General features: G+C 58.4%; 10 protein-coding genes. 9 read left to right on the top strand and 1 reads right to left on the bottom strand.

The window, feature by feature from the left end:
- Nucleotides 1–26: 26 nt before the first annotated feature.
- The 9 genes from ACR0DB_RS13120 (at nt 27) to ACR0DB_RS13080 (ending at nt 11,682) form a co-directional block, all read left to right on the top strand.
- Nucleotides 27–428, top strand: a complete 402-nt coding sequence (locus ACR0DB_RS13120) for a hypothetical protein (RefSeq protein ID WP_170785957.1) — start codon at nt 27–29, stop codon at nt 426–428.
- 23 nt (nt 429–451) lie between these two features.
- A complete protein-coding gene (locus ACR0DB_RS13115) occupies nt 452–1,291 on the top strand; it encodes a hypothetical protein (protein WP_480551422.1) in 840 nt (279 codons plus the stop codon).
- A gap of 67 nt (nt 1,292–1,358) precedes the next feature.
- Nucleotides 1,359–3,401 carry a dynamin family protein gene (locus ACR0DB_RS13110; protein WP_480551420.1) on the top strand — a complete coding sequence of 681 codons (2,043 nt, stop codon included), beginning with the start codon at nt 1,359–1,361 and terminating at the stop codon, nt 3,399–3,401.
- Nucleotides 3,398–4,678 (top strand): dynamin family protein, encoded by a 1,281-nt coding sequence (locus ACR0DB_RS13105; protein WP_480551418.1) that lies wholly within the window; start codon nt 3,398–3,400, stop codon nt 4,676–4,678. Before ACR0DB_RS13110 ends, ACR0DB_RS13105 begins: the two co-directional genes overlap by 4 nt.
- 337 nt (nt 4,679–5,015) lie before the next feature.
- On the top strand, nt 5,016–7,220 hold the full coding sequence (locus ACR0DB_RS13100) for a protein kinase domain-containing protein (protein ID WP_480551416.1): 2,205 nt from the start codon (nt 5,016–5,018) through the stop codon (nt 7,218–7,220).
- Nucleotides 7,221–7,422: 202 nt separating this feature from the next.
- Nucleotides 7,423–8,457, top strand: coding sequence for an FHA domain-containing protein (locus ACR0DB_RS13095; protein ID WP_480551414.1), 1,035 nt, complete (start codon nt 7,423–7,425; stop codon nt 8,455–8,457).
- A 3-nt stretch (nt 8,458–8,460) separates the two neighbouring features.
- Nucleotides 8,461–9,249: a PP2C family protein-serine/threonine phosphatase gene (locus tag ACR0DB_RS13090; protein ID WP_480551412.1), complete on the top strand. Its 789-nt coding sequence runs from the start codon at nt 8,461–8,463 to the stop codon at nt 9,247–9,249.
- A 19-nt stretch (nt 9,250–9,268) separates the two neighbouring features.
- Nucleotides 9,269–10,531 carry a transporter substrate-binding domain-containing protein gene (locus ACR0DB_RS13085; protein ID WP_170790013.1) on the top strand — a complete coding sequence of 421 codons (1,263 nt, stop codon included), beginning with the start codon at nt 9,269–9,271 and terminating at the stop codon, nt 10,529–10,531.
- Between the two features lie 44 nt (nt 10,532–10,575).
- A complete protein-coding gene (locus ACR0DB_RS13080) occupies nt 10,576–11,682 on the top strand; it encodes a LysM peptidoglycan-binding domain-containing protein (protein ID WP_170773525.1) in 1,107 nt (368 codons plus the stop codon).
- 177 nt (nt 11,683–11,859) lie between these two features.
- Here the strand turns inward: ACR0DB_RS13080 and ACR0DB_RS13075 are convergent, their stop codons facing one another.
- Nucleotides 11,860–14,076, bottom strand: a complete 2,217-nt coding sequence (locus ACR0DB_RS13075) for an NADP-dependent isocitrate dehydrogenase (protein ID WP_480551410.1) — start codon at nt 14,074–14,076, stop codon at nt 11,860–11,862.
- Between the last annotated feature and the right edge of the window lie 2 nt (nt 14,077–14,078).

Genomic DNA, 14,078 nt, shown 5'->3' with positions numbered 1-14,078 from the left:
CCGGCAGGTAGAAAGTAGACGTTCAGATGCCTATCGAAGCCGCTTTGAATGCCGCCATGAGCACAATACCCGACTGCATCGCAGCCGGGTATGTCGATATGGAGACGGGGATGTTGTTGGGCTCGGTCACTCCGGACCCAAACGATGCAGAGAATCTGGATACGCTCGCGATCGCGGTTGCCAACCTGTTTCAGGGGCGTGGTGTAAAGGGGTTCGAAGCACTGCTGCGCGAGGCCGGCGAGGATGCGAATGAACCGACTGGATTTGGTGAAATTGCGGTGTTCTCGAAGGACCGTTTGAACATCTTCCTGCGTACCAAGGCCTATCCGGACCATGTGCTCTGCTACATCTGCCGCAGCAGCGCCAATCTGGGCCTTGCGCTAACGAAATCACACCTAACCCGCGGGCCGGTTGCGGCTGCGGTATGAGCGGGACCAGAGGGGGTCACGGCATGATCGACGCGAACATACTCGATATGCTCGAGAATATCGGGCGCAGCGTTGTCGCGCGGGTGAATCCAGCGGTAACCTTGACAGGTACAACGGCTCAGGATCGGCGTGATCAGGTTTTGCGCACTATTCGCGGAACCGTTTTGCCCCGCAGGTTGGAGTTTACGGCAGCCAATGGTGACTGCCTCGCGATTGAGGTCAACAGCTCGCGCGTCACAGATGTTTTCTGCGTGAGCGACGGGGTTGCCCCTGATTTTGAAACAACTTCGCGGGAAGAGTTGGCTGACCGCCTGGCGCAGCTTGTCAGTGACATTGCCACCGCCCCTGCCCCGCTGGAGCTTGTGTCCTTGCAACCTGATACAACGCTGGATGCAGATGATGTCGGGATCACGTTCAGCGAGATTTCCAAATGCTGCAAAGCGATTGAATTGCATGCCGAGCCAGTGGTGTCGCTGGTGACAGATGCGCCAAAGGCAGAAGAAACGCAGGGCTTGGCTGATCTATTCTATGACGGGTCCGACCGGTTCGGATTGGGTCGCGTGTTGGCTTCGGCCAAGGACGGGACCCTCATGTCCACCGCAGGCGATTGTGCTGCCGACGGTTCCGTGCATGTAAGTCAGGACCTGATGCAGAGTTTCGCGCGTGATCTGGCGGGTTGGGACAAGGATACCCACGCAGATCTGGATTATCCGCAGCTAGTTGTCATGCGCCCCTCGGGCGGCAAAGGCACCGGGCTGGCCGTTCTGCATGACGGTGAAAAGGTCTCGGTCGTGACCCATGAGGCGCGCAGGCTGGGTGCTGTTGTGGGCGTATGGACAGCGTTAAAGGGGACGGACGAATGATTGCGCCCCAACCATTCAAATTTTCCAAGAATCCGATCAGTGAACAAGTGTGACCAGGGTAAGTGTTATGAGTGAGAGTAATCGCCGCGAGTTGATACGCATCGCCGAAGACCTGAACGAGGTCAGCAATGACGAAACACGTCAGTTTATCTCGCGCATCGTGGGAGATCTGTCGAACCTCAAGCCCTCGATCGCCTTTGTGGGTCAGATCAAGGCCGGGAAATCGCGCCTGATCAATGGCTTCACTGGTCAGGCCGAGTATTTGCCGTCGGACGTCAACCCGTGGACGACCGTGATTACTGACATGCATTTCGGCCATCCTTCGGGTCGGACAGAGGGCGCCGAGTTCCACTTTTTCGACAATCGCCAATGGCAAGCCCTGATCGCAGAGGGCGAAGAACTGCGCAACATGTTCCCCGATGACGAGGACAGTTATAAGCGCGAGATGATCGAACAGCAGGTCGAGGCGATGAAAACCCGCGCCAAGCTGCGGTTGGGCGAAAGCTATACGCAGCTTCTGGGCCAGCATCACGATCTGGATCATCTGACATCTGACGATCTGGCGCGCTATGTCTGCGCCGGTGATGAGCCGTCTGAGGATGGCACGCTTGATCCCGGTTCCGATCGCGGGCTTTACAGCGACATCACCCGCAAAGCCGAGGTTTACTTCGACATTGGCCATTTCCCGTTCCCGATCACCGTGACGGACACGCCGGGCGTCAATGACCCGCTGCTGATCCGCGAGGAAATCTCACGCCAGTATCTCAAGGAAAGCGATTTCTTCGTAGTTGTCCTGTCGGCGCATCAGGCGCTGTCGCGGGCGGACCTCAAGCTGTTCCGTCTGATGCAAGCGTTGGAGCTGGGCCAGATTGTGGTTTTCATCAACCGTGTCGATGAATTGGGCGGGGGTGCAGATGACGCGACCAAAGTCCGCGCCGATGTAATGGACGGGTTGGAAAAAGCGCTTGGGAATTCGGATATCGACGTTCTCATGGGCAGTGCGCAATGGGCGCACTACGCATTGACCGGCGATGAAACCGGCGTAAACCATGACGATGTTCTGGCCTGGCTACGTGCCCACCCCGAGCAGATGAAGCAATATCTGGACGGTGTCGAAGAGATCAAGCAAGGTCCCGGCCCGATTAGCCGCGAGGGCGTTCTGCGTTTTGCGGCCATGATCGCCTCGGGACTGCCGGATTTGCGTCGCCATGTGACCCGCGCCCTGGCAGATGGGCCGCGCAACGAGCAGATGCAAATGGCGTGGCAACACCTCAACAGCTTTGCGCAGGGTGAGCTTGACCGCACCAAGGCGCATCTGCGCGCGATCGAGGATCAGGGCACGGACGGGGCGGATGACCCCAGCGAAAACGACAAGACTCAGGCCGACCTGCGCGCGCTGGTCCAAGACAAGACCGAGATGATCGTCAAGGATATGGATGACGTTTTGGCCAACCTGCGTGGTGTCATGGACGATACCGTGGCCGAGGCCGTATCGGACGTGGTGCGTGGCCCGAACGGAGATTCTCCGCTGTTGGCCAAAGGGGGCGAGACAGAGCTGAACTTTGGCCCCTTACGTGATCGGATGCGAGAGCTGGTGCAAGGCGCAACCCAAGTTGTCCGCCAGCGTATGCTGAGCGAGCTTTATGCGGTGGACATGCAAAGCAATGCGACGTTGCGATCCCTGCCGGGCTGGCAGGATTCCGGGGACAACCGGATGAACACCAGCGCGGTTCGCTGGTTCCGCCCTGATACGACGGCCTTGACCCGTGGCATCACCGTGGAACTGCGCGTGACATGGTTATCGCGACTGATTTCGCGCAAAAGCGTGGTCAATCGGGCGGAACGCATGATCGTTCAGGAATTCGAAATGATTGGCGACGATCTTGTCGATACGGCCCGTGAAAACCTGCTGGGGCGTTTGAACACAGTGCTCGACCACTATCTGGCCCTTCTGGCAGGACACCTTGAGCATCGCGCTGGAAGTGGTGAGACCAACGAACGGACCGAGGCGCAAACTGCCTTTAACACCGCGCAACGGATTGCGGATGAACTGGGTGCTGTCTACGGACCGGGCCAATCAGAAATTGAAATACCAAAGGCTGCGGAATGATCGAATTTCCAGGGACCGAACAGGAAGTACGCCAACTCGAGCGTTTCCTGACCGCGACTGAAAAACTACCATCCGACGATTCTGTGGATGACATGCGCGCGCGTGCACTGAGCCATGCCGAGCGGCTGTCGAATGCGATCAACATTGGGTTTGTTGGGGAGTTTGGAGCTGGCAAGTCGAGCCTCGCCAATATGTTGGCAGGGGCCGATATCCTGCCAACCGGACCACAGCATCTTAAATTGCCCTTGGTGATCGTGGCCTATGCGGATGAGCCGGAAACCACGGTGGGCTGGTGGGACAAGGAACCCAAGGTCTATTCTGGCATCGCTTTGGAAAAGGCAGCGGCAGACAAGCCTGATTTCATCTCGGTTGGGCTAAATACGCCCGCTTTGAAGGAAATTTCCCTGTTTGACCTGCCTGGCACGGGGTCGCTTGATGACGCGTCGAAAACTACGCTGGATATGTTACAATATGTCGATTGCGCCATCTGGTGCACCAATGGCACCAGCGCCTGGCGCGAGTCAGAGCGGCATTTGTGGTCCAAAGTCCCACCCGAATTGCGTGCAAACAGTCTGCTGGCCATCACACATACGGACCTTCCGCCGGTTCATGACGCGCTGGATCGGGTCCTGGCCCGGTTGAATAAGGAAAAAGGCGGTATGTTCCGGGCGGTCGTGCCGATTGGAACGCCGGTTGCCGTCAAAGCCATGGCGCAAGAGCCCGAGCCCGATTTTGCCCTGTGGGAGAGCTGTGGTGGTCAGAACCTTGCTGAGCAAGTATTGCAAATCGCCTCGGACCGGCGGCTGGGAGATTTGAAGGCCGCGCGGGATGCGCTGGAACGCGAGTTTCTGCCCTTCCTCGACAGTACGACCCTCGATCAGCCTGCACCTGTCGCGTCGCCCTCGGTTCAGGCCCCGATTGAGGCTGCGTTGCCTCCGTTGGAAAACCCGATCCTAGAAGATTGGTTGGCTGCTATCGCCAGCATCTATGAGGATTTACGTGAATCCTCGGATATGGAGCCCAGCAGTTTTCTGAGCAGTTGTCAGGAGATTGTCGAAAATTTTGCCGAGCGTCTGGAACAGGGTGGCGAGATTGATCCGTCAGCCGATTGGATTCCAGCCGAGTTTGAAAAGGCGACCGACCTGCTGTTGTTGCTGCAATTCGAAACGGGGGCCGGGCCGCTTAGGGATGCCGTCAGTATCCTCACACAGCTGAGTGACTGCCTTGCCTGGGCCGGAAGTCGCGCAGAGCCCGTTCACACAAAAACCGGAACCTGAGGTCATATCGCATTTGAATCGCGCCGCAGGGCGCGATTCGAGTTGTCAAGAATCGCGCGCTTATTGTTTCGGAATCGCGCAACAATCATCCTAAATCCTGCGTTCAGTCCGCAATTTCTTGCGGGAGTTAGACTATATATTGCCTCGTTAGTCGTGTCGGAAACAATATATGCGATTCGCGAAGATTTGGTTCTCAGTGAAGCCATGAGGCGGCCCCAATAAAGTCAAATTTGAAACGTCTAACGTTCTTAAGTGTCCTGCGGTTGTGTTTGGTCGTGAGTTGACGGGCAGTTTACCCGAACACGAACCGCAAAATGTTTAGAACGGGCGGAAAGAAATGAGCCACAATCAGGCTGTCGATACGACGCATGACGAACCCAAAATTGAAGGCCTGGCACCCGGCGCAAAGCTGTTGCGCGGGCAGTATGAAATCCTGCGGTTTCTCAGCAATGGCGGTTTTGGCATCACCTATTTGGCGCGCGACAGTCTGGAACGCGACGTGGTTATCAAGGAATGCTTCCCCGGCGCCCTGTGTCATCGCAACGGCGATACGGTCGAACCAATCGATCCTTCCTACAAGGACGACCTGCGCTCGATCATTGACCTGTTTATTTTGGAAGCCCGCAACCATGCGCGGCTGGTGCACCCCAACATTGTCGACGTTCATCAGGTGTTTGAGGACAATGACACAGCCTATATCGCGATGGATTTCATAAAAGGCTGCGACCTGCTGGATTATGTTGAAAACCCCGAGAATGATGCCGGTCCCGATTTCATCGTGCAGGTCACCGAAAAGATGCTGTCGGCCGTGTCCTTCATCCATCAAAGCGGGATGCTGCACCGGGATATCTCGCCCGATAACATTCTGATCAACGAACATGGTGAGCCCGAACTGATTGACTTCGGTGCGGCGCGGGATCAGGCGGCCAATCAATCGGCGGCGCTGTTGACCCTGCGTGTGATCAAGGACGGGTATTCGCCGCATGAATTCTATGTGCGGGGGGCCGAGCAAGGCCCAAGCAGCGACCTCTATGTTCTGGCGGCAACGCTTTACCATGCCATCAGTGGCGAACGCCCCATTGATGGTCAGACGCGGCTGACAGCCTTCAATAACGGGCAGGATGATCCCTATCAGCCTTTGACAGGTCGGTATGATGGATACCCCGATGGGTTCCTTGAAGCGATTGACAAGGCGATGGAGGTGCACGCAACCGACCGTCTGCAAAACGCGCTGGACTGGCTGCGGATGTTCCGTGGGCCTGGCGTAATGTTCGATACCTTCGCTCACCGTCCCATCTCGGTCATTGTCGGGATGGATCGCAAGGATGAAGAGGCCGAGAAAGCCCGGATCAAAGCAGAAAGCGAAAACGCCGAGGCAGTGGTGACCGCACTGCTGGCAGGCAACCCGGATATCGTCCTGGGTCATGAGGACAAGAAAGAAGAGGAACTGGCCACATTCACCGCGCCTGAGGAACCCCCGATCGCCGTTGATACCGTGGTCAAAAGCGGCTCGGGTGGTAGTGGAAAACTGATTGCTGCTGCCGTAGTCGTCATCGCGGCCGCAGCCGCAGGTGGGTTTTTCGTGATGTCGGGTCAGGACGCGCCTGCAACTCAGGACCTAGCCCTTGACGAAACTCCTGCCGAGATTGAACCGGTCGAACCACCCGAACTGGCCGTGCTGCAAGACCCGGCCCCTGTTGAGTTGACCGCGACCTCCGAACCGCAAGACATCGCGCCAGAGCTGACCTCACCCGAGGTTTACGCTGGCGAACCGACGTCACCCAAGCAGGCGGAAGCAGTGCCAGAACCTGTCGAGCAGACCTTGGCCGAAACGGCTGCCACAGAAGGGCTAGAAGCCCCGGCAGCCGACCTTCCCGCAGAAGATGTGACCGAAACTGTCGCGGAAGACCCGGTTGAGCCTGCAACTCCGGTCACTTTGGCCGAACAACAGGTGGCGTTTTCCCATTGGGACGTTGAAATTCCGTTCCAGACCTCGAAACGGCGCGCATCGACCGGCAGCGTCATTGCTGTGACTGGTGTTGATCCGGCGCTGGACATGTCCGTGATCGGAGATTGGGTGCAGCGTGGGGCCGCGATCTACACCCTGAATGGCGAACCGATCGAGGCCGACACCAGCTTTGCGGCTCAGGTTCTCAATGATCTCAACGTGGATCCTGACGGCTATACCCGCATCACCGCGCGCTATCGCCCGCTGGGTCAGACCCGCGCGCAGAACGGCCTGTTGGCTCTGCCCACCATGCGCATGGTGGGGCTGGACAACGGCTATGGCTTCACAGTTCGCAACAGTGGCGGTACCGGATGGCAAACCGTGGTCAAAAGCGTTCCCGCCGCAACCGCTGGTAGCCTGCAGGTGGGCGATATCCTGATCTCTGAGGCGCAGACGGGGCTGGCCATCGACGGGCCGCAAAGCCTGGATGCCATGCTGGCTGATCTTGTGTCCGAAGGACAAGCTGAAGCCCAGTTGAACGTTCTACGGAACGGTACCGAAGTAGATGCCACCATGCAGTTGACGCAGGAGTAATCAGACCGGTTCGTTTGTAATCCGCCAGTGTGTGTTTGCTGAGGGTCACGACAGTGGAGTGACCCCGACGGGAACCGGCCCGTCGCGGAAAGTACCAGTGACGTTTGTTTTCCATCATCAGTGCCTCTGCGTGATCTGCGAAGGGGTGAGTAGAAGCCCAGCGGGGCATTGCCTCGTGCCAAGAAACAAAGGTGTCGTCACCATGTTCAAATATAAAAGCCCTCTCAGCCGGCTTCTCGAAGGTGCCGGCAAACCGAAAGAAGCCGAGGCGGAAGACATCGCTGAAACCAGCGAAGACAAGCCCGAGCCGATTGCAGACTTCAACGCACTGCGCGTGGCGCTTGCTGGAAACAACATGCCAGCGTCGGACAGCTACGATGAGGCTGAGGACCTGATCCCCGAAGCCGAGATGCCGGACTTCTCCGAGACCGATGCCGAAGACAGCGCTGAAACCGATGATGCGGCAATCCTTGCGGATGTTGTGGACGTCCTTGAGCCGACCGAAGAGCCCGCCGCCGAGGAAGAGATTGCCGAAGAAGACCCGATTGTGACGTTGCACGTTGCATCGGACGAAGAGGTTGACGAGGCAGAAGAAGAAAACAGTAACCTGTTTGATACGACGCCGGCCGATCCTGTGATCGAAGTCGTCGCGGAAGATCCTGCGCCCGAGTCGGTGGCCGAGATCGTGGAGGCTGTGGACCTGCAACCTGAACCACTGCCCAATGCTCCGGCGGCGCAGTTGGCGGAAACACCGTCCGCCGCGCAACCGGCCCAGTCGGATCGTCGTGGTCGTGTCAAAACCACCTTCCTGGGGTTTGAGCGAGCCGACACCCATGTTCAGGACCTGATGGAAACCGCCGAGCCCGTCGCCAAAACCGAGACTGCACAGCAGACCTTTCCGGTCGGTTGGCTGGTTGTAACCGGCGGTCCGGGCCGCGGCGCGTGCATTACTCTGACCGAAGGGCTGATGCAGATTGGTCGCAACGACGATCAGGCGATCCAGCTTGATTTTGGCGACACCGGCATTTCGCGCAGCAACCACGCTGTGATTGCCTATGACCCTGAAGATCGCAAATGCTATCTGGGTCACGGTGGCAAGGCCAATCTGGTACGTCTGAACGGTAAACCCGTTCTCAGCACCGTGGCGCTGGCCAGCGGCGATTTGATCCGCATCAGCGAAACCTCGATCCGGTTTGCAGAATTCTGCGGTGACAATTTCGACTGGCGGGATGCCTGATAGATGCTGGCGACCCCGGCATATGACATTGCGCTGATCCTCGATCAGGGTCGGCGCGACACGCAAGAAGACTCGGTCGCCGCGCGCATGTTCGATGTGGCGAATGCTGGGTATATCGTGGTTGCTGATGGCATGGGCGGGCATGCGGCAGGTGACATCGCATCCGAGCTTGTGATCAAAGCCTGGCGGGGTGCGCTGGACCCTGAACTGGAAACGGGTGCGCCATCGAAGCCCGCCCTGATCGACGCCCTGCCCTTGGCGGCAATGCAGGCAAATGCGCTGATCGCGCAGCATTCCGAAGAACAGGGTGATGGTTTCAACATGGGCTCGACCCTGTTGGGTACTCTTCTGATGGGGTCGGACGTCTATTGGATATCGATCGGGGACAGCCCTTTGTACCTGTTCCGCGACGGAGCGCTGCGCCAGATCAACGAAGATCATTCGATGGCGCCGATCATCGACGCGCAATGCGCCGAGGGCAAGCTGACGCAGGACGAAGCGCATACGCACCCGGATCGCAACCAACTGACCTCGGTCATCATGGGCGCGGCGATCCCAAAAGTGGATTGTCCCGAACACCCCGTCGCTTTGACTGCGTCGGATGTTCTGATCGCGGGCAGCGATGGGCTGCAATATCTCAGCGATGCTGAGATCGAGGCCATAGTTCAGGCCCAATCGGGTGACTTGGCACAGGATATAGCCGACGCGCTTTGGCAGGCGCTTCGGGATAAAGGCGACCCCGATCAGGACAACGCGTCCATTGCGGTCGTGAAATTGACAAGAAACGAATGAAGGCAAAGCGACAGGACACATGAGACCTCAACTGATCATCTCCAGCCTGGCTCTTGCGGCGGCAACAGGTGCCGCCTCGGCGCAAGAGGCGTGCTCGACCTACGAAATCAAGCGCGGCGACAGCCTGCGCGAGCTGGCCATTCAGGTCTATTCGACCGAAGACTTCAGCATAATCTTTGACGCCAACCGCGATGTGATCGGGAACAATCCCAACATCATTCGCGTGGGCGACGTTCTAACCATGCCCTGTCTGGAAGATGTGGGCCGCGCGCCGGAACCGCCTGCGACCGAAGCCGAAGCGATGGCCGCCGAGATGGCGTCTGAACTGGTCAAAGCCGCTGAGGAACGTGCCGCCAAAGCCATTGCTGAGGCCGAAGCTCGCGTGGCCGCCGCTGAGGCCGAGGCCAAACAGGCCAGCGAAGACGCGGTGCTTGAGGCCAAAGCCGCCGCCAAGACGGAAATCGAAGCTGCCCGTGCCGAAGCCGCTGCGCTGATCCGCGACGCCGATACAAGTGGCCGTCCCGAATTCCAGGACCGTCAGCTGCTGTTGATCACAGGCGGCAACTATGCGCCCTTCACCGATGAGGCCCTGCCCCACCGTGGCCTTTACACCAATCTGGTTGAGACCGCGATGCTACGCGCCGCGCCCGAGCAAGGGTACAAGATCCAGTTCGTGAATGACTGGTCCTCGCATCTGGACCTGTTGATGCCGACGCTGGCCTTTGACGCAACCTTCCCGTGGTCGCGCCCGAATTGTGAAGAACCCGCTGCCCTGTCTGAAACTGACCGGAACCGGTGCGAGACCTACAACTTCTCGAACCCGTTCTACGAGGTTGTGGATACCTTCTTTGCCCGTGAAGGCTCGGGCTATGAGCAGACCCTGACCTATGCCGATTTCGCGGGTACCACGATCTGCCGCCCCGAAGGCTGGTCACTGTCGCATATGGATGCGGTGGGTCTATATGAGCCAGCGATTTCGATGCTGCGTCCGGTGTCGCCTGACGATTGCTTCCACGCGCTGATGGACGGCACGGCCGATATCGTCGCGGTCGAAGCGCATCTGGCGGTCGAAGCAATTGCGCGCCTTGGCTATGAACATCGCATTGTAGAAAACCCCAACCTTGCGGCGATCAAGTCGCTTAACATCATGACCCACAAAGATAATCCGGATGGGGAAGCGATCCTTGAGACGCTCAACCAGGGTCTGTCGATCATGCAGCAATCCGGAGAGTGGCGGGACATCGTTTCGACCGCTCTGCGCTATCAAATGGAAAATGGATAAGGCTCCAACTGGCCTGAAAACAACAAGAGTCTGGAGGACGAGACATGTTTAATTTCAATCTGAAGAAGGTGGCATTGTCGGCCACGGCTGTAACTGCCCTCAGCGCTGGCGCGGCGGCGGCTCAGGAAGCGTGTACCAACTACACCGTGCAGGATGGCGACACGATGGCAACCATTGCCATCGCGGCCTATGGCACCTCAAACTATCAGCCGATCTTCAACGCGAACCGCAATGACATCACCAACCCCAACGCGCTGGAGCCCGGTCTGGTTCTGGCCCTGCCCTGTGACGATGGCAGCCTGCCGAACGGCCAGAGCGCGCAGGACATCATCGCCGCCGAAGAGCAGCGCGCCGCCAGTGTCAAACGTTCGAATGTCTACGCTCCGCCGATCAAGATGGTTGCCGGCAATGGCTGGGAACCTTTCACCAGCGAAGGTCTGGGCGGCGGCGGTATCATGACCCGTCTGGCGACCACCAGCCTCCAGCGTGCAGGAAACCAGCGTGAATATTCGGTCAGCTTTGTGGATGATTGGGCATCGCACCTGGATACGCTGCTGCCGCTTGGCGCGTTCGATATCTCGATCGCCTGGACAGTTCCGGATTGCACCAACCGCACCTATGAATGGTCCGAAGAAACCGAAGCACGCTGCTCGCAATTTGTGGCTTCGGTTCCGGTCTATGATGTCGTAGGCGGCTTTTTCACCCTGCCCGAGAGCGAATATGTCGACGCAACCTCCTTCTCGGATTTCGAAGGCGCAACCATCTGCCGGATGGCCGGTTGGAGCATGGTCGTTCTGGAAGAGGTTGGCCTGAACCGCAGCAACACCACCGTGGTTCAACCCAACTCGGCCCGCGAATGCTTGGATGCGGTTCTGACTGGTACCGCCGATGTCGCAGCGTTCGAAGTTGAATTGTTTGCGGCCACGAAGAAAGACATGGGCCTTACGTCGGCTGACATCGTGGAAAACCCCTATGTTTCGACCCTGTCGTCCATGAGTTTCCTGGCGCACCGCACCAACCCGTTCGCACGCGAATACATCGCCATGATGAACAAGGGCCTGAACGAGATGCGCGAAAGTGGCGAATGGTATGCGATCATTTCGGACACGCTGCGCGAGCAGAATGAAAAGCTGAACGCAGCATCGAACTAATAGATTGGGGCTGGTCCCACGATCGGCCCCTTTTTTACGACGCCGCCGCATAGCAGGCGTTGCAGACCAAGAACCTCGATCGGAAAGGCGCAATTCTTTCCTACTCACTCTAATAAAGGGCCGACTTTGGGGGTCGGCCCTTTTTCTATTTTTGATAATGTGCGCGTTCGCTGTGTTTTATGCGTCTATCAACGCATTCAGCGTGGCACTGGGGCGCATAACCTTGGCGGTCTTGGCCGGATCGGTGTGGAAATAGCCACCCAAATCAGCCGCCCCACCCTGAGCCGAGGCAAGCTCGGACAGGATCGCCGCTTCGCCATCGGCCAGCGCTTTGGCCAAAGGCGCGAACTCGGCGGCCAGGTCGGCATCGTCCGATTGCGCCGCCAAAGCCTCGGCCCAGTAGCGCGCAAACCAATAGTGGCTGTCGCGGTTATCGGGCTGACCGACCTTGCGGCTGGGCGAGCGGTTGTTGTCCAGAATGCCCTGCGTCGCGGCCTCGGCTGCCGCGCCCAGAACGCCCGCCTTGGCATTACCTTTGCTGTCGGCCAGGAAGTTCAGCGACTCGCCCAACGCGCAGAATTCACCCATCGAATCCCATCGCAGATGGCTTTCCTCGACCAGCTGCTGCACGTGCTTCGGGGCGGAACCACCCGCGCCGGTTTCGAACAGGCCACCGCCATTCATCAGCTTGACGATGGACAGCATCTTGGCCGAGGTGCCCAGTTCGAGGATCGGGAACAGATCAGTCAGATAGTCGCGCAGCACGTTGCCGGTAATCGCAATCGAGTCGTTGCCGGCCGTGATCGTCTCCAGCGATTGACGGGTCGCTTCGCGCGGGGCCAGGATCATGAACTTGTCAGCCACGCCTGCGGCCTCAAGCGCCGGTTTGACGTATTTGATCAACTCAGCGTCATGTGCGCGGTTTGCGTCCAGCCAGAAGATCGCCTCGGACCCGGTCAGGCGCTGACGGTCCATAGCCAGCTGAATCCAGTTCTCGATTGGGGCTTTCTTGACGGTGCAAGAACGCCAGATGTCACCCTTTTCGACGTCGTGCGAATGTAGCAAGTCACCATTGGCCAGAACGATGCGAATGGTGCCGTCGGCGGGTGCCTGGAACGTCGTCGGGTGGCTGCCGTATTCTTCGGCCTTCTGCGCCATCAGGCCCACATTGGCGACCGCGCCGGCGGTGGCCGGGTTCAGCGCGCCATTGTCTTTGAAGAAGTTAATCGTTTCGTCATAGACGGACGCATAGCAACGGTCGGGGATCACGCAGTTGGTGTCACCCTTGGCGCCTGCCTCATCCCAGCCTTTGCCACCCGCGCGGATCACGGCGGGCATCGAGGCGTCGATGATCACGTCCGAGGGCACGTGCAGGTTGGTGATGCCTTTATCGCTGTCGACCATATACATGGACGGGCGGTCGCCCTTTATCGCGTCGATGGCGGCCATGATATCGGCATTGCCCTGAACACGCTCCAACAGGTCGCCGAGCCCTGAGTTCGGGTTCACACCCAGCGCATCCAGTTCCGCACCGAATTCGTCAAACACCGGGGCCAGCCACGCTTTGACTGCATAGCCAAAAATGATTGGGTCCGAGACCTTCATCATGGTGGCTTTCATGTGCAGCGAGAACATGGTGCCGTCTGCTTTGGTGTCCTCGATGGCCTCGGCCAGAAACGCGGACAGAGCTTTGACCGACATGAATGTTGCATCTGCCACAGTGCCCTCAGCCAGCGGCCAGCCGTCTTTCAGAACGGTGGTGCTGCCATCTTTGCCGACGAATTCAATCTTTGCGTCGCCTGCTTGGTCTGCGGAGATGGTGGCCGATTTCTCATTGGCGTAAAAATCGTTGCCGGGCATGGACGACACTTTGGTTTTGCTGTCCGAGACCCATTCGCCCATCGAATGCGGGTTCTTCTGGGCGTAGTTCTTCACGGCCTTTGCCGCGCGACGGTCGCTGTTGCCTTCGCGCAGAACCGGGTTCACGGCCGAGCCCTTGATGGCGTCATAGCGCGCGCGAATAGCCTTTTCTTCGTCACTCGAGGGTTCTTCGGGATAGTTCGGAATGTTGTAACCCTGCGATTGCAGCTCGTCGACGGCGGCCACCAATTGCGGGACCGAGGCCGAGATGTTGGGCAGCTTGATCACATTCGCTTCGGGTGTTTTCACAAGTTCACCCAGGGCGGCCAGATCATCGGTGATGCGCTGCGCGTCGGTCAGGTTTTCGGGGAAGGTCGCCAGAATACGTCCGGCCAGCGAAATATCCTTGGTCCCAACGCTTACGCCTGCGGCGGATGCGAACTTGCGGATGATGGGCAGGAACGAGGCGCTGGCCAGCTCGGGCGCTTCGTCTACAATGGTATACAATATGTCGAAGTCTGATTTATCTGCCATAT

Source organism: Ruegeria sp. AB6 (assembly GCF_056542685.1).
This window is presented reverse-complemented; position numbering and strand designations above follow the sequence as displayed.